We start from the raw sequence: 20010 nt of genomic DNA, 5'->3' as shown, positions 1-20010 counted from the left end.
AGTGAAATAGTCTTTCCAATTCTTGCAGGTTCAACCTGGAGCGCTGCGGCAGCTAATTCTACTGTAGCACTTGATGTTTCAAATTCTAGAATGTCACTATCCCTTCCCCATCTTTTCAAATGTTCACGAACTTTATCAATTGCCATTTTCTTCATCCTCTCTTTCTAGATTTTATTATTTTTTCATTATGGATTTTCTCTATAATTTTAGTCCATATTCTAATACCATACTGGTGTAAGCCCATTAGCAATGAGCTTCTATTTTTATTTTAGTAAATTATACCACTTACATGTGGTTTAAACCATAATAGCACATAAAAAGCTATAGTTTGATTTTAAATTTACAAACTATAGCTTCATTTTTATAAAAGTGTTCTGTACATTGGAAAACTGCATTGTTTATTTTCTAATGCTCCATCTTATATTATTATTTTCTTATAATTGCTTATGGCACCTTATATTTGTAGATTTACGTTGCATCAATACATGGGCTTACGAAAATCTCCAATCCTTTCTAAGTTATAATAACCTATTTAAAGTTTTAATAAGGTTCTATTTGAAAATAAAATATCTTAAGCTTTTCTAGAATTCCATTTTACAAATGTAACCACTCCTATACTTAAAATAGAGGATAATGCTAGGATACTGTATAGGCTTAAATTAATATCTATAAGTTGCCCATATATTAATTGACCAGGGGCAACACTTGATGTTGCAATTGCAGTAGAAAAAGCACTAACCTTTCCAAGCATGTCCTCTTTTACTTCTTGTTGAATATAGGTTAAGGATATAATGTTGGATAAAGCTAAGGATAACATTATTCCGAAACCTCCTACTGAATAGAGTCCTAGCATTGCATATTTGTTTTGCCCATTTAAGTAGGTAGAAACTGCCATAACAATAATGGCTATTACCATTGGATACATAGTTTTATGGATATTTTTCATTTTGAAAAACTCTGGTTTGAAAGTTATTAGCAATCCCCCAACCATCATACCTAAAACAAATACGGCTTCAGCAAAACCATAGGCAGAGGCAGACATATTTAACTTAAGTTTAATAAAATAAGGAGATATCACCGTTAGAATAGGCACAACAAAGATATTAGTTAGTCCGTAAGAAACTATAATTCCAAGTACGGTTTTCTTCTTTTCCTTTAAGTAAATAAAGCTCTTTTTCATTTCCTTTAAAGATTGTAACGTAGGGTTCTTAAACTTTTCCTTCACTTCTAGGTCTGGAATATGTAAAAATAGCTCTAAAATAGCTGATAGTAAAAAACTAACTGCATTTATTACTACTATTATTTTTATATCAACAAAGCTATACAATAAACCAGCTGCTAAGGGTGCAACTAAGTTCACAACAGCTCCAACTTGTTGAATTATTCCGTTAGCTGAGGCTAAACTTTCTTTTTCAACAATTTGTGGAATACTGGCTGTAACTGAAGGACTATATAAAGTATAAATAATAGATAGGATAAACATAACACTTCCCACTATTATGCTATTATCATTTCCACTAAATAGTATTATTGAATACACAGCTAGTAGTGCAGTACTGAAAAAATCAAGATAAACCATGATTTTTTTTCTATTTACTGTGTCTGCTAAAAGTCCAGCAATTGGTGCAAACAATATATATGGAATAGTTGAAATAGCTAATATTGTTGAAAAAATAGCAGCACTACCTGTTAAATCCAAGATGTATAAAGACATACAAAATCTTTGAATAGCATTTCCAAATAAAGATATTATCTGCCCAATAACTACTATAGCAAAGTTTTTATTTTTCATTTTGTCCCCTTATAAGTTCGTAATCTATGCAAATAGGGTAAGTTTTATCCTCACTCAATTGTAGTTTACCTTCTATTCCATAAATTTCTTTTAGATTTTCTGTTGTAATAGCTTCCATTGGAGCACCTTCACAAGCAATCTTTCCCTTTTTCAGTCCAATTATATTACTTGCAAATCTACAAGCATTGTTTAGTTCATGTAATACCATAACAATAGTTATGTTTTTTTCTTTATTTAGTTTCTCTAGTACTTGCAATACTTCTAGTTGATAAGACATATCCAAATAAGTAGTTGGTTCATCCAGCATGATTATATCTGTTTCTTGGGCTAAAGTCATGGCAATCCAAGCCCTTTGCCTTTGTCCTCCAGATAAATTTTCTATTTCTCTATCTGCAAAATCCTTGAGTCCTGTTTCCTCAATGGCCCAATCAATAACTTCCTTATCATGAGCTTTAAGCCCACCAATAAGCTTTTGATGAGGAAATCTTCCAAAGGCAACTAATTCTCTCACTGTAATTCCACTTGGACATACTGGTCCCTGGGGTAGAAAGGCCACTTGGGTTGCTAAGTGTTTTTCTTTTTGAGTTTTTATGTTTTTTTCATTTATAAAGATATCTCCACTCTTGGGCTTTATTACCCTTGCTATGGTTTTTAATAGGGTTGATTTTCCGCACCCATTAGCCCCTATAATGATACTTATCTTCCCCTTCGGAATGGAAAGATTCATGTTATCTATTATGAGATTATCTTCATAGGCTACTGATAATTTTTTTACACTAATAACTTCCATCTATTTCTCCTTCATCATTAAATAAATAAAATATGGTACTCCAAAGATTGAAATTGTAATTCCCACAGGTATTTCAATTGGAGAAAATAAGTTTCTTGAAACTGCATCTGCAAGTAGTACTATCACTATACTTATAACTGCAGATACCTTTAGAAGATTTTTATGATAGGGTCCAACTAACTTCCTTGCAATGTGTGGGCATATTAAACCAATAAAGCCTACATTTCCTGCAAAGGCTGTTGCCCCACCTGCAAGAATAACAACAAAGGATAAAAACCTCTTTCTTTCCTTATTTAAGTTTAAGCCAAGGGAAATTGCATGCTCATCAGATAAACTAAGAACATCCAATTTTTTATGATTTAATAATACAACCACAAACATTAATAGAACTAATGGAAGAATTATTTTTGCATAATCCCAGCCTGCTCCCCAAAGACTACCTGAGGTCCAGGTTAATACTCTGTTGTACTCCCCAACTCCACTTTTAAAGGTAAAGAAGGTAATAAAAGCATTTAATCCTGCATTTAGTCCAAGACCTATAAGCAGTAACCTTCTTGGCTTAACCCCATTTCTACTGGATAAGAAGTAAATCACAAGAGCTGAAATTCCTGCACCTATAATGGCAATAAAGGGCAACACGTAAACAGACAGTGATCCAAGGGTGCTATAATAATTTGCAGTTTTCAAAGAAATAAATATAACTGCTGCTACTGCTGCTCCAGCATTGAGTCCAATTATCCCTGAGTCCGCCAGTTCATTTTTGGTTATAGTCTGGAGTAGAGCACCCGCAGTTGATAGAGCTGCTGCCACGGAGATCCCAACTAACATCCTTGGAAGTCTCAGGTTTAAAATCGCAGCCTTTTGAAGCTTTGTTCCTTGTCCAAGTAATGTTTTTATACTATCTAAAGGTGAAATTTTATAAGTTCCCCAGGATAAATAGGTAATTAAAGCTGCTAATAATAAAATAACTAAGGCCACCACTATTATTTTAGATCTTTTCTCCTTCATATTAACCTCTCTCCCTTCTTGCCACAGCTATAAAGAACGGAACTCCTATTAAGGCTGTAAAAATTCCAATTGGAGTTTCATAAGGATTATAAACCATTCTTGCAGCTATATCGGAGTAAGTTAAAAGTACTGCACCTAGCAAAAAGGAAAAAGGTATATTTTTTCTATAATCTTCTCCAAAGATTTTTCTTACTATTTGAGGAACAATAAGCCCTACAAAACCAATATTTTTACCAACAGCTACAGCTGCAGCACACATTGGTATCATTACAAGAAATGTTATTAATCTTATTCTCTCTGGTTTTTCGCCAAGGCTGATTGCTACATCATCTCCTAAACTTAGAATATTTATTTTCTTTGATAGGAAAATAGCTGCTATTAAGCCTAGGATACCAACTATAGCAACCAACTTAAAATCTGCCCAAGTTGCATTTCTAAAACCTCCAGAAACCCAAAAGGCAATAAACTGAGATTGGTTTGATAATAGTCCAATGATTGTTGTTAAAGAAATAAAGAAAGTACTCATAGCAGTACCTGCTAAAAGTATTTTTGCTATGGACCTACTATTTGATTTTCTTGAAGTAAAACCCATTACTGTAAAGCCACTGAAGATTGCTCCTATTAAGGAAGCTAACATCACATTTGTAGTATTGATAGTAATTCCTACAGCATAAAATATTGCTATAACCAAAGTAGCTCCCTGACTTACTCCAAGAAGAGAAGGTTCTGCTATAGGATTTCTCGTAACTCCTTGAATCATGGCTCCTGTAACCCCTAAAATTCCTCCCGTGAGAAGTACACTTAAGGCTCTAGGAATACGCACATCTCGAATTAGCATAAGCTCTAGGGTTTCACTGTAGTTAAAAATACTATTAAAGATTTCTGAAATCCCAATATGGGCTACTCCTAGACTTACAGCTAGGAATAACCCAATCATCAGAACAAAAATACTACAAACTATAAAAGTTATTGTATTTTTATTATTTTTTTTCATTTAACATCTCCATGATTTCGTCTAAAAGTACTTGTCTTCCAATTGAACTATAACCTTGTGTAAAGTATGGTGAAGCTGGTAGCTTAACAACCTTACCTTCTTTTACTGCAGGTAAACTGTTCCATATAGCATTTGCCTCAAGTGTTTTTAAGTCTGCATCTGTTGCAATTACAAATATATAATCTGATTTTATTGAAGCAAGTCCCTCATAAGTAACTACTGGTAAACTAATATCACTTTGTGATGGCATGCCTTCTGGTTTAGTAAGTCCCGTATCATTGTATAAAACACTACCAAATCCAGCTCCATCAAACACGTAGAATTGACCACCGCTAGCTAAGAAAGATAAATAAGTTGTATCCTTACCTTTAGCTTCTTTAACCTTTTCTCCAACTTCTTTTGCTTTTTTATCATAGTTTGCAAGCCAAGTATTTGCAGCTTCTTCTTTATTAAATACTTTTGCTACTGCCTTAACATCTTCTTTCCAGTTTAAAGCCTCTAATTTAATCATAACTGTTGGAGCAATTTCACTTAATTGATCATACATTTTTTCTTGTACTGTTGAAATTACAATTAGGTCTGGATTTAAATTCATTATAGCTTCCACATCCATAGTATCCTGCATGCTATAGCCTAATATAGTTGCACCTTTTAGTGTGTCTTCTAAATAGGTAGGGAATTTTGTATAATCATAGGCATCACTATTGGCCGTTCCAGTTACCTTATAGCCTAAGATTGATAAAATATCACTATTACCACTTAAGTCTACTATTTTTTTAGGATTTTCAGGGATTTTAACTTCTCCTCTAACATCTGTTACTGTAACTGTTTTATTTTCCTCTTTTTTAACCTCTGCAGTATTTGCACAACCAACAAAAAGCATTGAAGCCATACAAGCAGTTATAATTGTTTTTAATATTCCTCTTTTTCTCATTATGTATCTTCCTTTCAAAATTGAATTCTATGTATATAGATAATAAACAAGCTAAAACCTTTATGTATTTTTAATTATAGCTCTCTACCTGAAAGTTTAATTTATTCATTATCAAAGGTCTTAAGGCGATTAACACTGTTTCATAAACTAAGTTCAATTAATTTTTTCAACCTAGAAATTTAAAGTATTATCAGACCTATATTATTTCATAGGTAACTGAAATTGATTCTCAATATCCTTCTAACAAAATCATTGTATATGATTATCATTCTCACTTCAACCTTTGCATCTAATTTAATTATTTTTACATCTAATGAGAGTATTTTCTTGAATAACTATAAATTATTATATATAGTATTATTTATTGAAAGGAGGATTTTTATGATAGTAAGATCTAATGAAGAGTTTAAAGCTGTTGTTTTAAAGAAGCTATCCTTTAGTAAATTTAAAAATAAAAACTATGCTTTATATACAAATGAAAACATGCCCGAACTTGGCCACTTAATTAGTTATTCAAGAGAAGGTTATTATAACTTAGATATTGCAGACTATACCATATCTGAGGATTTTTCTATATCTTTTGATAACCCTGAACATTTAATGCGTTTTGGTGTAGTTTATACAGGGATTACAGAGTTTAAAATTGAAAATAATCCTGTATCCCATTTTACTCCCTCCTCCTTCTTTGTTATTGAAAAAGATTTAAAGGGCAAACAAAACTGGAAAAAAGCACAACATTTTCACGGAACTGAAATAACTATTTATGAAAGTTATTTTAAGGAAATAATACAACCTAATTTTCCAAATATAATGGATTTTGATTCTTTTATTAAGAATTATACTTATATTTATTTACCCTTAGAAATTGTAGAAATTATACGTCAGTTACAAAGCTTAACCTATGAAAATTCCTTAAATAGTATTTATCTAGAAAGTAAAATTTTAGAGTGCATTGCTATTTTAATAAATGAGGTTACTAAGTCCTCTGAAAATGCCTTTACTAATCAAATTAACTATGGGAATATCAATATTGGAGCTAACAGAATAATTAAACTCACCTCTTCTGATATCCATGCCATTCAAAAGGCTCATGGTATAATCGAAAAAAACTTTAGTAATCCTCCTGGTATTGGTGCTTTAAGTAAGATGGTATTTTTAAATGAGCAAAAGCTGAAGGCAGGCTTTTCAAAGCATTATCATATGTCCATCGGCGAATATGTAAATCATATTAAAATGACTGTTGCTGCCAATCTTTTATCTACTACGGATTTAAGCATAGAGGAAATATCTAATAAGGTTGGTTATAATTATTCTGCAAACTTTTCTAAAATGTTTAAAAAGACTTATGGAAAAACTCCATTAAAGTTTAGGAAAACAAAATAAAGAAGATTTTAGAATAATAATTAAATTTCTAAAATCTTCTTTTAAATACCTGGGTTTACTCACATTGACATCCATTCGCTTTTCTACTTTTTGAATTTACAGCACATGTCAGCAATAGAGATTATCCTTGCTTTCCATGGAATATCCTCATCGCACTTTATCCTGTGTGAAAGCTGAGTAATTCTATAAAAATCCTTTATCACCTTAGATAATATTATAAAAACTTGCGGACCCTACTTTCTATAGGTATCTATAATAGTACCATCTTTAAATTTTATCACTGGTTTATGTGGATATTCTATAAAATTTGTGAATCCGACTATTTCACCACTTTTATTAATTGACACTCTTACAGTTTTACCTATTTTATACAAACTTGATCTATATATAAATATTCTCAAAATATTATCATCAAAGACTTTACTCTTATTATCTAAAAGCGTACTTATAGTATCATAGGATATTTTTCCACTGTTAGCGAAGTATCCTCCGACAGAATCATCATTTTCAACAGCAATTTTTAGTATTCTTCCAAATAGACTGATTTCATTTCCTAGTTAACCTGCTGGAACTCCTCCACCACAGTAATGCTCATGATGATCATAAATTAGATAGAAAATTGATTTTTTTCTGCAATACTCTGATTCAGTTAAAAGGTCTAAAGATGCCTTAATATGCTCACTCTGAATTTGTAGTTCTTCCCCATTATTTATATAACTCTGAAATACCTTGTTTTACACAATAGTGAAAATCCTCCTGAATATCTACTAAAAACTTAATATTTTTACTCTCAAATTTTTGCCTAAGTTGGTTTCAGATTTTTCATACTATTTTAATCTAGTTATTGTATATCCTTTATCTTTAAATAATTTTAGAATCCCGCCTTTTCCGATTACGTGTGCAGCTCCAACAACTGCAAAGCATATTTCCCCTGATTCAATGAAATTTTCAATATTATCTACCATCATCTCATTTCTGTGATATAGAAACTTATTTAGGTTTTCTTTGTCACGTTCATTTATTGGATTATATATCAGTATCTCATTTACAAGTTTTGAAATATCACCTTCAAAAATTGCATCATGGGTACTAGATAATTCCTCAATTGATTCTTCTAATGATTCTAAAGTTCCCATTTCTTTAGGGTGTTTACTAAGACATTCTGGAGACATCTTTATAGCTGCTACAAACGCACCAAGCTGAATATCTGGGCTTTCTAAGGATACTATTTCCTTCTTACTCTTTTTTGCTCTTTCTATAAAAATATTATCTATACCAAATTTGGATCTATATCCTGCATTTTTTATCAACTTTCTCTCAGCTACTACATAAAATTTATCAGGGGAAATCTTACTGTATTTTTTAGAATTTAATCCTAGATCTTTACATAAGTTTTCGAATTTATTTTTCTTCTCCTCTAATGAAAAATCAAGTTCCTGCTCTTTTTCCTCTAATTCAGCCTCATTTAAAGAAATATTCTTAATTTCTTTAATTAAGCCAATAAAATTCTTTATTTTAGTATTGTCTATCTCCACAGCAAGCTTCGTACTTTCTTCAAAGGCTTTTTCTACTAATTCATTAAATTGTATGCTACTACTCTTTCCTATGTGTATTGAACCACCAACATAAAAATACTTTCCATCCTTTTCGACTTTGTAGAAAATGCCATCGCATATCTTTCCTTCAGCTTTTCTATTCTTATTATTAAAAAAAGGCTTTAGCTTCACTTTCTTTATATTAGTAATTATATTATTTAACATAGGCTCTCCTTATAATATTAGTGACATATCAGTGTATTCATGGAGTGATTATGTTGTTCAAATAATTCTAAGATTTTTGAAAATATACTTGCATCACTCTTTAAACCCCAATGAAGCAACATGCTATTATTGTAAATTAATTTTTTCTTTAATTAGAAAAGGCCACACACAAGGCTTTTTGAATACCATTAGATCTTTGGCAGTTCATCTAATCTACATTAAAAAGGTATCTATGTCATTATAAGAACATAGATACCTTTTTTGTATTTATATTTCTTCTTTTTATGCTATCTAAAACAACTAAAATCTTTGATTCTGCATTAAAGTTAATTCCCTTTTAATCACATTGATATAAACTAATTTGCCTGCCTATTAGTCATTACTTATTACTATTATTGAACAACTCCTGGACCTGTATATTGGGGTGTGTGTATCGACCTCTTTTTATCGTTACCTTCTTATATTGTACGGATTTCTTAGGGCACCACTGCATACATGCCATGCATTGCTCACATTTATGGTTCCAATTTGGTTTACCTTTTTTCATTACGATGTTATTTACTGGGCAGACCTTAGAACAAGTGGTGCATCCATTGCAATTTTCATCAGTCCAGAAATTTTTATCTGCTTCATATGGATTAAATGATTTGTACATGAGCCTCGCAATGGTATTTTTAAAAGATTTACCTGAACCCGCTATCTTCACTATTTCGTTATTATTTATACACTTAGCTATTTCTTTGGTTTTTAACTCTTCATTTTCAAAGCGTTTTTGTTGAGTTTTAACTGAAAATGGTGCATATAGAACTTGATAGTTTCCTGGCATTGATACTCCAAAAGCCGCAGATAATTTTAACCCTTTATTCTTAAGAATTTCTTCTATTTGATGAAAAGATATGCCTGCTCCTGCTCCATAGGTGGCTACTGTAAAAACATAAGTATTTTTACTTATCTCTAGATTTTCTAAGAATTTTTTAACAAGAATAGGTAGCCCTGATTTATAAACTGGATATATAATCCCTATCTTGCCACACTCTTTATCATTTTTTAATTTCATTTTATCTTTTGTAATCTGAACAAGTTTTGTATCCTGAATTTCCTTAGCTAGGTCCTTGGCAACCTTTAAGGAATTACCTGTTCCGCTAAAATAATAAATTGTTGTTGTCATGATGTTCCCCCAAACTTTTTTAGTTTTCATACTTTATTACTATATATTAACCTTAAAATATAAATTACTTTCATATTAATTATTTTATTTGCAACTTATATTAATATACTCACTTTTTATTGTCAATGAATTATTATATTTCTAAAAACAAAATTTGCGATGGATCCATTATCCATCGCAAATTCAATATCTTAAAACTTACAGTTAAATCTTTTTTCATATTCTCCTATTAGTTCAGCTCTAAAGTTAGGATCAGCAATATTTATTAAAGCTCTTGCCCTATCCTTCAGCGTTTTTCCTTTTAATTGTGCTACTCCATGTTCAGTAACTACATAGTCTACATCATTTCTTCCTGTGGTAACCGCAGCTCCAGTATCTAACAATGGTACAATCTTAGAAATTTTTCCTTTAGCTGCTGTGGAAGGCATTGCCATGATAGTTTTACCATTTTTACTCATGTTAGCTCCTCTTACAAAGTCCACTTGTCCACCTACTCCACTGATTTGTTTTAAACCTACGCTTTCTGATGCTACTTGTCCCATTAAATCTACTTGTACACAAGAATTAACTGATACCATCTTATAATTCTTCATAATTACTGTTGGATCATTTACATAGTCCACAGGATACATTTCCACCATGGGGTTGTTATCTACAAAGTCGTAAAGTCTTTTAGTTCCCATTAAAAAGGTAACTATTATTTTTCCTGGATGAATAGTTTTAGCTTTATTTGTTATAACCCCTGCTTCTACCAACTCAACAACACCATCTGATATCATTTCAGAATGGATTCCCAAGTCCTTTTTATCTTTTAAGAATAAGAGTACAGCATCAGGTATAGCGCCTATACCAAGTTGAAGAGTTGATCCATCTTCAATTAAGGAAGCACAGTTTTCTCCAATAGCTTTCTCTATGTCCCCTATTTTGGGAGGTTGAAGTTCTATAATTGGATGATTATCTACTACTATATAATCAATTTCAGAAATATGGATAAAAGAATCTCCCATAGTTCTTGGCATTTTATCATTAACCTGTGCAATTATTAATTTTGCACTTTCCGCTGCTGGTTTTGTATAGTCATTAGCTACTCCAAAACTGCAATAACCATGATGATCTGGTGATGACACTTGGATAAGAGCTACATCCACCTTTAAATTTCTTTTGAACAGGCTTGGAACTTCTGAAAAATAACAAGGAGTAAAATCAGCTCTTCCTGAATCTACAGCTTCTCTTGTTGGTCCACCGACAAATATCGCATTATGTCTAAAATGTTTTTCCATACCTGGATTTGTATATTCACCTTTTCCCATGGGAACCATGTGTACTATTTCAACATCCTCATAATCATCTTTATTCTCTACCATTGCCCTAATTAGTGTTGTTGGTTCCGCTACTGCATGACCTATAACAACTCTATCATGAGATTTAATTTTTTTAACAGCGTCTTCTGGGGAAACAATTTTTGACTCATAAATCTCTTGCCACTTCATTTATATAATCCTCCTAAAACATTAAATAATTAACTAGTCCATTTCTACAACCACCTGCAAAGGAAATTTATTTTCATTTAAAGAATATTAAATTCTATCCTTTTAAATTTGGTTGAAATTTTATTTTATCTATAATAAGAAGTAAATTTTCATAATCTCTTTCACAAGTTACACATATTTTTTTATAAATTACTTTTATGTCTTTATGGTTTGCGCAAGCACAGTGACATCCACAAAGAATAATAAGAATATCATAAACATTTCCTTCTTTAACTATCTCTACAATATGTTCATTATTAGTATAACTTTTTATTTTTGTTGCAATTTCCACCCTATCATACTGCGGATTGCATCCACCACAATATTTAATACCGAAGTTCATAATTATTTTCCATTTCTACTTTTCAAAATTCTTTTGGCTGCTTCCCATAATTCATCATTTACTTCATTTTTGATTTTTACAGTTTTTATACTAGGGATTGTCTCCTTAAGTGCATGTTCTACCACATGCTCCACAGTTAATGTAGCAGAAGGACATCCATTACACTGTCCTAAAAGCTTTACTTGCACAATTCCATCTTCTACACTAATAAGTTTAATGTCACCATAATGCCCTGCAAGAACAGGTCTAACTTTCGTATCTAAGACTTCATTAATTTCATCAAACATAACTATCTACCCCATTCCTTTTGTAAAATTATAGGGAAGCAAATTTGTCCATGGGGGCCAGTTGCTTCCCTAAATTTTATTTTAGTAGTTTCCTTGTGCCTGCATAGCATCAGCTACTTTTACGAATCCAGCTATGTTAGCTCCAGCAACTAAGTTATAACCAAAACCATACTCCTCTGATGCTTTCTTGCAACTATTGTAGATGTTTACCATTATTCCATGAAGTTTTGCATCTACTTCTTCAGCAGTCCAAGATAATCTCATGCTATTTTGTGACATTTCAAGAGCTGATGTAGCCACTCCACCTGCATTAGCAGCTTTAGCTGGTCCAACAACTACTCCATTTTCTTGGAAGTATTGAACAGCCTCATTTGTGCATGGCATGTTAGCAGCTTCACAAACATATTTGACTCCGTTAGCAACGATTTGCTTTGCATGTTCTAATTGAATATCATTTTGAGTTGCAGCAGGTATTATAATATCTACTTTAACATTCCATGGTTTTTGTCCAGGGAAAAACTCTACCCCGTATTTATCAGCATAATCTTTAACTCTTGCACCTTTATTTGTATTTAGCATTTCTACTAAATAATCTATCTTTTCACCAGTAACTCCTGCGGGGTCATAGATATATCCATCTGGTCCTGATAATGTAACAACTTTTCCACCTAAATCAGAAACCTTCTTGCAAGTTCCCCAAGCAACATTACCAAATCCAGAGACTGCAACGGTTTTACCTTGGAAGCTTTCGCCTTCATGTTTTAACATTTCTTGACAATAGTAAGTTACACCAAAGCCTGTAGCTTCTGGTCTTATTAAGCTTCCACCATAGGCTAAGCCTTTACCAGTTAGAACTCCATTTTCAAAAGTTCCTCTAATTCTTCTATATTGTCCATAAAGGTATCCTATTTCTCTTCCACCAACACCTATGTCCCCAGCTGGAACATCAACATCTGGTCCAATATGTCTATATAATTCTGTCATAAAACTCTGACAAAATCTCATTATTTCTTTATCTGACTTTCCTCTTGGATCAAAGTCAGAACCACCTTTCCCTCCACCTATTGGAAGTCCAGTTAATGAATTCTTTAATATTTGCTCAAAACCTAAGAATTTTACTATTCCGATATAAACTGATGGATGAAATCTTAATCCACCCTTATAAGGCCCTATTACTCCGTTAAATTGTACTCTGAAGCCTCTATTTACATTTAGCTTCCCCTGATCATCTACCCATGGTACTCTGAACATTATTTGTCTTTCTGGCTCACAAAATCTCTCTAAAAGATTTGACTCTATATATTCTGGATGCTTTTCTAAAACTGGTCCAAGCGAATGTAAGACCTCTTCTACCGCTTGTATAAATTCTGGTTCTCCATTATTTCTTTTTCTTACATTTTCCAATACTTCTTCAATGTAAGCTTTAGTAATCATGCCATTACCTCCTAAATTCAAATAGAATATAATTTTATGTTCGAGCTTAACTTTAAATTTGAATTTTCACTTTATTTATCTATATTGTTTCGATACCACTTAAAACTATCTTGGAGAGATGAGTAAAAAGTTACTTAACTTGCATCACTATTTTAATTAATTTAGATTGAATTTATACTTTGATGCCAACATGTGAAAACACCATGGCGGTGGTGTTTAAGTTTTAGTAATCTTTTTATAAAGTACGAAAAATAGATCGATATAGGATAAATTTTTTTTCAATTTAAGTAATATGAAAACTATATTATGCTCTCAGTGACTACATCCGTAGCCACTGAGATTTTATTAATAAGTTTTTTGATGAATAAATTTATATTTCATGTTTTATGAATGATTTTGATACAAATAATTATGCTTTAACACTTACCTTGGAAATAGCATTTTCAAGTATATCTAATCCAGCATTTAATTGCTCATCTGTTATGCATAGTGGCATTAAGAAACGAATATTATTTCCTCTAATACCACAGTCTAAAAGTATTAAACCATTATTGTTACATTCATTGATAATTGCTTTCACTTCATTTTTAGCTGGTTCTTTAGTCACCCTATCAGTAACAAACTCAATAGACATCATAGCACCTAGTCCACGAACATCCCCAATAATTTCATATTTTTCTTTCATTTCATTAAATCTTCTCATGCTTATTTCTGCAATATGCATTGATTTACCAGCATAGTTGTCTCTTTCCATCACTTCAATAACTTTTAGGGCAGCAGCACATGCTACTGGATTTCCACCATAAGTTCCCCCAATTCCACCTGGTTGAGAGACATCCATAACTTCAGCTCTACCAGTTACTGCACTTATTGGAAGTCCTGCTGCAATTGATTTTGCACTAGTTATGATATCTGCATATATTCCTTGTTCTGCCCAATATTCACTTGCAAACATTCTACCAGTTCTGCAATAACCAGATTGTACTTCATCAAAAATTAATAGGATACCATTTTCATCACATATTTTTCTAAGTTCTTTTACATATTCAATAGGTGCTGGAACAAATCCGCCCTCGCCTTGAACTGGCTCAATAATTATTGCTGCAACTCCATCTGGGTTTACTTGCTCTAAAAAGAAATTATTTAATTTTTCAATATAATAATTTACTGCATTTTCTTCTGATACACCTGCTGGACGACGATAAATGTAAGGGAATTCTGCACGATGGATTCCTGGAGTAAATGGTCCAAACCCAAATTTGTATGGTTTCACTTTACTTGTCATCCCCATAGTTAAACTTGTTCTTCCGTGGAATCCACCTGTAAATACTACTACTTCTGATTTCCCTGTATATTTTCTTGCAATTTTTATTGCGTTTTCAACAGCTTCAGCTCCACTGTTTATAAACATGGTTTTCTTTTTAAAGTTTCCTGGAACAATACTGTTTAACTTTTCAGCTAAGCGTAGATAGCCTTCATACTGTACTACATTTATACTTGAATGGAAAAATTTTGAAACTTGCTCTTTTACAACTTCCACAACTTCTGGATTTGAATAGCCTATATTTAAAACACCAATTCCACCAACAAAATCCATCATTGTATTCCCATCTACATCCTCAAACATTGCACCTTCTCCACGTGTGATAAAAGCAGGTGCTCCATAAGATACTCCAACTGGGACATTTTCTTCTCTAAGATTTAATAATTCCTTTGCTTTTGGTCCTGGAAATGCAGTGACCATTTTAGGTAAACTAGTTCTTAATAATGACATAATAATATCCCCCTCGTAATGTAATTTAAAAATATTTTTAATAACAATTTTTTAATTATTATTGATTTCCTTATCTTTTAATGGGCTATGTTCAATATAGGGAAACAAAAACAAACCTCTATACTAATTGTTTTTTGCTTCCCTTAAATTTTTAAAGTTCAGTTTAACTTAATTTTTAGCTTAATACTTATATATCTAAAGTGCTGTTTGGACCATCACTTTCATTCTGGTTCAGAATTTCTTTTCTTCCATATTGTTCGCCGAAAATCAAGAATTCCCTTTCTCTAGCAGACACATTTGGATATGCTTTTTTAGTCATAATTGCCAAGATAATACCTAATACTACCCATGCAATAATCATACCCCACTCATATGGCCATACTAGTCCTCCTGGTGTTCCTGGCAGATATAATGCAATGAAGAATATTGAAATTATAACTGCTCCATATCCTATAAACTTAGGATGTTTAACCTTGAATGGTCTTTCTAAATTTGGTTCCTTCTTTCTAAGTGCAACGAAGGATAAACTAACAAATAAATACGTTATAACAACTCCAAAGGAACTTGCATTTACAAACCAAACTAAAGCATTTTTTCCTAATAAAGGTGAAAGTAAGCATATGATTCCTATAAGAATAATAGCTGCATATGGTGTTTGAGTTTTAGGATTAACTTTACCAAATACAGGTGGAAGCATTTTAGCTCTGCCCATTGCAAATAAAACTCTTGCACCTCCAATGATAAATCCATTCCAGCTTGTTAAAATACCACATAGTGCACCTAAAATTAGGAATTTACCCATTAGTGGATTTTTGAATACATAAGCTGCCGCATCTGCAACTGGTACTGCGCCATTTAATCTAATATCAGTTGGAGCTGCTAAAGCCACACCAAAGCATATTGCAATATACCAGAAACCAGCTAAAAATATAGATAGTATGAGAATTTTACCAATTTGTTTTTTAGGAATATTCATTTCTTCTGCAGATTGTGGAATTACGTCAAAGCCTACATACATAGCGGGAGCCATAAGTAAAACTGCAATAATTCCTTTTCCATTTTTCACCGCATCTCCCATGAACTGTGCATCACCTTTAGCAATACCACCAACTACGAAAACTATCCCAACTAAAGTTAATCCAATTGTTGCTATATTTTGGAATAAAGCTGCACTCTTTCCGCCTTTTAAATTAAGTATTATTAAAATTAGTCCTATAATTATTCCTACAGCAGACCAGGATAAATAAACTTTATAGCCTGCAACAGTCCATAAATATCCCCATTCTGGTATGGGGAATATATAGTTTATTGCAGTTGAAATTGCAATTCCTTCCCAAGCTGCAACTCCTATATATGCAAAACATGTTGACCATATAGCTGTCCATGCAGCTACATAACCTAACCCTCTATATGCAAATACTAATCCCCCCCCAGCACAAGGTAGCGCAGGAGTTAACTCTGCATAACACATTCCAACAAATACACACATTACTGCCCCAATCAAAAATGCCAAAACTGCCCCAAACCATCCTGCTTGTTCAACCCAGTAGCCAGATAACATAACCCAGCCCCAGCCAATCATTGCTCCAAAAGCCAGTGCCAATACGTCACCTTTAGAATAAACCTTTTCTAGACTTTCACGTTGTTCACCCATGATTTGCCCCCTTATTTTATTTATTATCTTTACAGAGTTCTACATGAATAAAACCTACTAAAGCAAATGTGCATTAATCACTTTAGAAGGAGATTTACAACTCCTTCTAAAGCTTTATATAGTCCGCACTTTCATCCAAAAAGGATTAAATACTATTCTTTCAGCTCTAGGCTTAACCCAATAGATCTCTTTAAATTCAATTTTTAGTATAAATTTTTATATATTTCTACCATTTCTTCTCTTGATAACGGTACGTAGTTATTAACCAATAACCTTTTTTGCTGAACAATTACGCTATCAGCAAACACTTCAATTTCCTCTTCCTTCATACCAAATTCTTTAAGTGGCCTTTTCACTAATAACTTATTTAACACATTTTCTATTTCCTTATAGACATCAGCATTATTATTGATGTTTAAAATTTCTGATAAAATAGAATTTACTTCTTTTATCTTTCCATTTGGATTTTTTCTATTGTACATTTTAAACACTTCAGTAAACATATGATAGTTTGCTTCACCATGAGGTACATGATAAACTCCACCTAGTGGATATGACATCGCATGAACTGCTCCAACCCCCGCATTTCCAAAGGCTATTCCTGCATAATTACTAGCAATTGCAAATTCCTTCAATAGATTTTGGCGATAATCTTCTCCTTTTTCTATGATTTCCATGTAACCTTTCATTATCATCTCAATTGCTCTTAACGCAAATAACTCTGTGTATTGGTTAGATTTAGGTGATACAAAAGATTCGATAGCATGAATTAATGCATCTATTGAACTAGCTACAAAGAATTTGAAAGGCAATCCCTTCATGAGCTCTGGGATAAGTACTGAATGATTTGCAAATAATTCATCAGTTGCTAGTCCCATTTTGGTATGTTTCGATTTTATTTCCGCAATAGAAATATTAGTTACTTCGCTTCCTGTTCCACAAGTTGTAGGTACAATTACTAATTCTTTGTCTCTTACAAAAGGAATTCTCTTCTCAAATAAGTCTAATGAATCCTTCACGTCCTTAAAAATCATCAACTTGGAAATATCAATAATAGTTCCGCCACCTACAGCTATGATTCTGTTTATTTTCTTCTTGGGCATATCATTAATAATGTTATTAATCATTTCATCAGAAGGTTCACCAAAACCATACTTTTCTTGAAAGATAAAATCTGATTTTAAATTTAATGATTTCATAAAGGGTTCATATAGAAATTCATGAGTTAAAATTAAATCCCCCTCACCTAATTTGAATTCTTCTGAAAAAACATTAAAGTTATCAAAAGAATGAATTTGAGGTACTAATTGAAAGTTCTTCATAACATACTTCCTTTCTATTGAAAATATTTGTTTACACAATAAACCCACATAAATTTCATCATGTGATTTAAGAATCATATGATGAAAGGTTTTGAAAATTACTTTTTAGTTGCTTTAGAATCAGAAACTCCAGCGATTTTTCTAGCTAAAGCTTTCTTATGTTCTAAATTGCTTTGTCTTGCTATCATAATCCTTTGTGCTTGAGGGGAACCTGCACCATGCATTGATTCAGTTCTATATCCAACTGCTGCTGTTCCTAAAGTTAAGTTTTCAATTAATCTAAGTACTCTCATACGATCAACTGTTGGCACTGATGAAACTCCTTTAAAGTACTTTTCACAAATTGGCCCAATTTCTGGATGTTTAAAATCTTGCTCTGATGGCATAGTTACCATTAGTCCGCCAGCAATATCCTCAGCTAGCCTCGCAATTTCATAAGGGAATCTTGTTACATTTTGCTTACATACATTTGCAAGTAGCATGTCGATTTGATAATTTCCTGCTTTTGTTGGATATCCTTCTGCTGAACAAGCGATACCGCAACAATACAAAGTCTCATTTAAGTGTGTCATTTCAATTATCTTATCTTTAATATGAGATGCCTTAGCTGCACCATTCATATCAGCTGCTAAGGCTGCTGCACCAATTAATACATCACCAACTCCTACTTTACATCCACCATAACTTTGGCGATGATATCCTGCAAATCGCTCCACAAGTAATCCTGAAAACTCCACTTCTCCATTTAAGAAAATTCTGTGGTTTGGTACAAATACATCATCAAAGACCACTAAGGCTTCTTGTCCCCCAAATTCTCTGTTTCCTAGGTCTACATCAGCGCCTTCTTCTAATTTCCTTGAATCACAAGATTGGCGTCCGTAGATCATATATATACCATCAGCGTCTGCAGGTACTGCAAAGGACACAGCATATGCTTCTTCTCCTGGTTTCATTGAAATTGTTGGCATAATTAGATGTTCATGAGAATTTACTGCACCAGTTTGATGAGCTTTTGCACCTCTTACCACGATACCATCTGGCCTTGTTTCTACTACATGTAAGTACATATCTGGATCTTCTTGTTGTGTTGGTGATAACCCCCTATCTCCCTTTGGATCGGTCATTGCACCGTCAACAACTAAATCATTTTCTTGAACATACTCTAAATACTTTTTAAAGTTATCATGGTAGTTAGTACCATATTTTTCATCAGTTTCAAAAGTTGTGCTATATACTGCATTAAAAGCATCCATACCTACACAACGTTGAAAGCAGGAGGAAGTTTTTTGTCCTAATAGTCTTTGCATTTTAACTTTTTTTCTTAAATCATCTGTACTTTGGTGTAGGTGTGTAAAACGATTAATTTTGTTTCCTGTCAAATTTGATGTAGCAGTCATTAAATCTTCATATTCTGGATATTGTGCTAATTCGTAAGTCATGGCAACGCAATTGATAGATGGGCGAATTATTGGGTGGTCTACAAAATTTTCAACCAACTCTCCAAACATATAAACTTTAATATCTAGATTTCTTAAACTTTCAATGTACTGTTCTTTAGTCTTTAAAGCCATTTTCATCTTCCTTTCTAACAACACTTAATAAAGTAAGTAACTTATAATTTTTTTCTTTACATATATATTGAGCAATATCCGTGCCAAGTTTTTATTAGTTGTATTTTTAAACATTTAAATTTTAATTACAAGCTAAGAAGCTAGTTATTCTCACTGTACTTCAGTGAAAAGTTTATTTTTTCACATTAAAAATATGGAGTGAATACATTAACTATCTCAACTTTCCTAATAAAGAAAAAAAATATTTGTTGCATAATTGCAACAAAT

16 protein-coding genes and 1 pseudogene are annotated in these 20010 nt (G+C 32.4%); 1 reads left to right on the top strand and 16 read right to left on the bottom strand.

The features are described 5' to 3' along the window. From RR409_RS16260 to RR409_RS16235, 6 genes and pseudogenes are all read right to left on the bottom strand, one after another. Positions 1 to 146: pseudogene (locus RR409_RS16260) on the bottom strand (YbaK/EbsC family protein); the annotation flags it as partial. 425 nt (positions 147 to 571) lie between these two features. Next, entirely contained in the window at positions 572 to 1792 is a 1221-nt protein-coding gene (locus RR409_RS16255) for an MFS transporter (protein ID WP_332558822.1), read from the bottom strand. Continuing rightward, complete coding sequence (locus RR409_RS16250) at positions 1782 to 2582, bottom strand: ABC transporter ATP-binding protein (protein WP_332558821.1); 801 nt, start codon at positions 2580 to 2582, stop codon at positions 1782 to 1784. The genes RR409_RS16255 and RR409_RS16250 overlap by 11 nt, the downstream gene beginning before the upstream one ends. Further along, a complete protein-coding gene (locus RR409_RS16245) occupies positions 2583 to 3590 on the bottom strand; it encodes an iron ABC transporter permease (protein ID WP_332558820.1) in 1008 nt (335 codons plus the stop codon). A 1-nt stretch (position 3591) separates the two neighbouring features. Next, a complete protein-coding gene (locus RR409_RS16240; protein WP_332558819.1) occupies positions 3592 to 4584 on the bottom strand; it encodes an iron ABC transporter permease in 993 nt (330 codons plus the stop codon). Beyond that, the gene (locus RR409_RS16235; protein ID WP_332558818.1) at positions 4571 to 5518 is read right to left on the bottom strand and encodes an ABC transporter substrate-binding protein; all 948 of its coding nucleotides are present in this window, start codon (positions 5516 to 5518) and stop codon (positions 4571 to 4573) included. The genes RR409_RS16240 and RR409_RS16235 overlap by 14 nt, the downstream gene beginning before the upstream one ends. Before the next feature lie 381 nt (positions 5519 to 5899). Between RR409_RS16235 and RR409_RS16230 the strand changes: the two genes are divergently transcribed. After that, positions 5900 to 6901, top strand: a complete 1002-nt coding sequence (locus tag RR409_RS16230; RefSeq protein ID WP_332558817.1) for an AraC family transcriptional regulator — start codon at positions 5900 to 5902, stop codon at positions 6899 to 6901. An 827-nt stretch (positions 6902 to 7728) separates the two neighbouring features. On the opposite strand, the gene RR409_RS16225 is transcribed toward RR409_RS16230, so the two are convergent. From RR409_RS16225 to RR409_RS16180, 10 genes are all read right to left on the bottom strand, one after another. Beyond that, positions 7729 to 8661, bottom strand: coding sequence for a TraB/GumN family protein (locus RR409_RS16225; protein ID WP_332558816.1), 933 nt, complete (start codon positions 8659 to 8661; stop codon positions 7729 to 7731). A gap of 379 nt (positions 8662 to 9040) precedes the next feature. Continuing rightward, entirely contained in the window at positions 9041 to 9829 is a 789-nt protein-coding gene (locus RR409_RS16220; RefSeq protein ID WP_332558815.1) for an EFR1 family ferrodoxin, read from the bottom strand. Between the two features lie 191 nt (positions 9830 to 10020). After that, positions 10021 to 11319 (bottom strand): acetyl-CoA hydrolase/transferase C-terminal domain-containing protein, encoded by a 1299-nt coding sequence (locus tag RR409_RS16215; protein WP_332558814.1) that lies wholly within the window; start codon positions 11317 to 11319, stop codon positions 10021 to 10023. Between the two features lie 94 nt (positions 11320 to 11413). Next, positions 11414 to 11701 carry a hypothetical protein gene (locus tag RR409_RS16210; protein ID WP_332558813.1) on the bottom strand — a complete coding sequence of 96 codons (288 nt, stop codon included), beginning with the start codon at positions 11699 to 11701 and terminating at the stop codon, positions 11414 to 11416. A gap of 2 nt (positions 11702 to 11703) precedes the next feature. Further along, positions 11704 to 11988 carry a NifU family protein gene (locus RR409_RS16205; RefSeq protein ID WP_332558812.1) on the bottom strand — a complete coding sequence of 95 codons (285 nt, stop codon included), beginning with the start codon at positions 11986 to 11988 and terminating at the stop codon, positions 11704 to 11706. Positions 11989 to 12069: 81 nt separating this feature from the next. After that, positions 12070 to 13422 carry an NADP-specific glutamate dehydrogenase gene (gdhA, locus tag RR409_RS16200; RefSeq protein WP_332558811.1) on the bottom strand — a complete coding sequence of 451 codons (1353 nt, stop codon included), beginning with the start codon at positions 13420 to 13422 and terminating at the stop codon, positions 12070 to 12072. Between the two features lie 409 nt (positions 13423 to 13831). Further along, complete coding sequence (gene gabT, locus RR409_RS16195; protein WP_332558810.1) at positions 13832 to 15196, bottom strand: 4-aminobutyrate--2-oxoglutarate transaminase; 1365 nt, start codon at positions 15194 to 15196, stop codon at positions 13832 to 13834. A 187-nt stretch (positions 15197 to 15383) separates the two neighbouring features. Continuing rightward, positions 15384 to 16850 carry an APC family permease gene (locus tag RR409_RS16190; protein WP_332558809.1) on the bottom strand — a complete coding sequence of 489 codons (1467 nt, stop codon included), beginning with the start codon at positions 16848 to 16850 and terminating at the stop codon, positions 15384 to 15386. A gap of 203 nt (positions 16851 to 17053) precedes the next feature. Next, positions 17054 to 18172, bottom strand: coding sequence for a 4-hydroxybutyrate dehydrogenase (locus RR409_RS16185; RefSeq protein WP_332558808.1), 1119 nt, complete (start codon positions 18170 to 18172; stop codon positions 17054 to 17056). A 98-nt stretch (positions 18173 to 18270) separates the two neighbouring features. Then, complete coding sequence (locus RR409_RS16180) at positions 18271 to 19743, bottom strand: 4-hydroxyphenylacetate 3-hydroxylase family protein (protein WP_332558807.1); 1473 nt, start codon at positions 19741 to 19743, stop codon at positions 18271 to 18273. Between the last annotated feature and the right edge of the window lie 267 nt (positions 19744 to 20010).

It is taken from the genome of Clostridium sp. (genome assembly GCF_036642255.1).
In the GTDB taxonomy this organism is placed as follows: domain Bacteria; phylum Bacillota; class Clostridia; order Clostridiales; family Clostridiaceae; genus Clostridium_J.
This window is presented reverse-complemented; position numbering and strand designations above follow the sequence as displayed.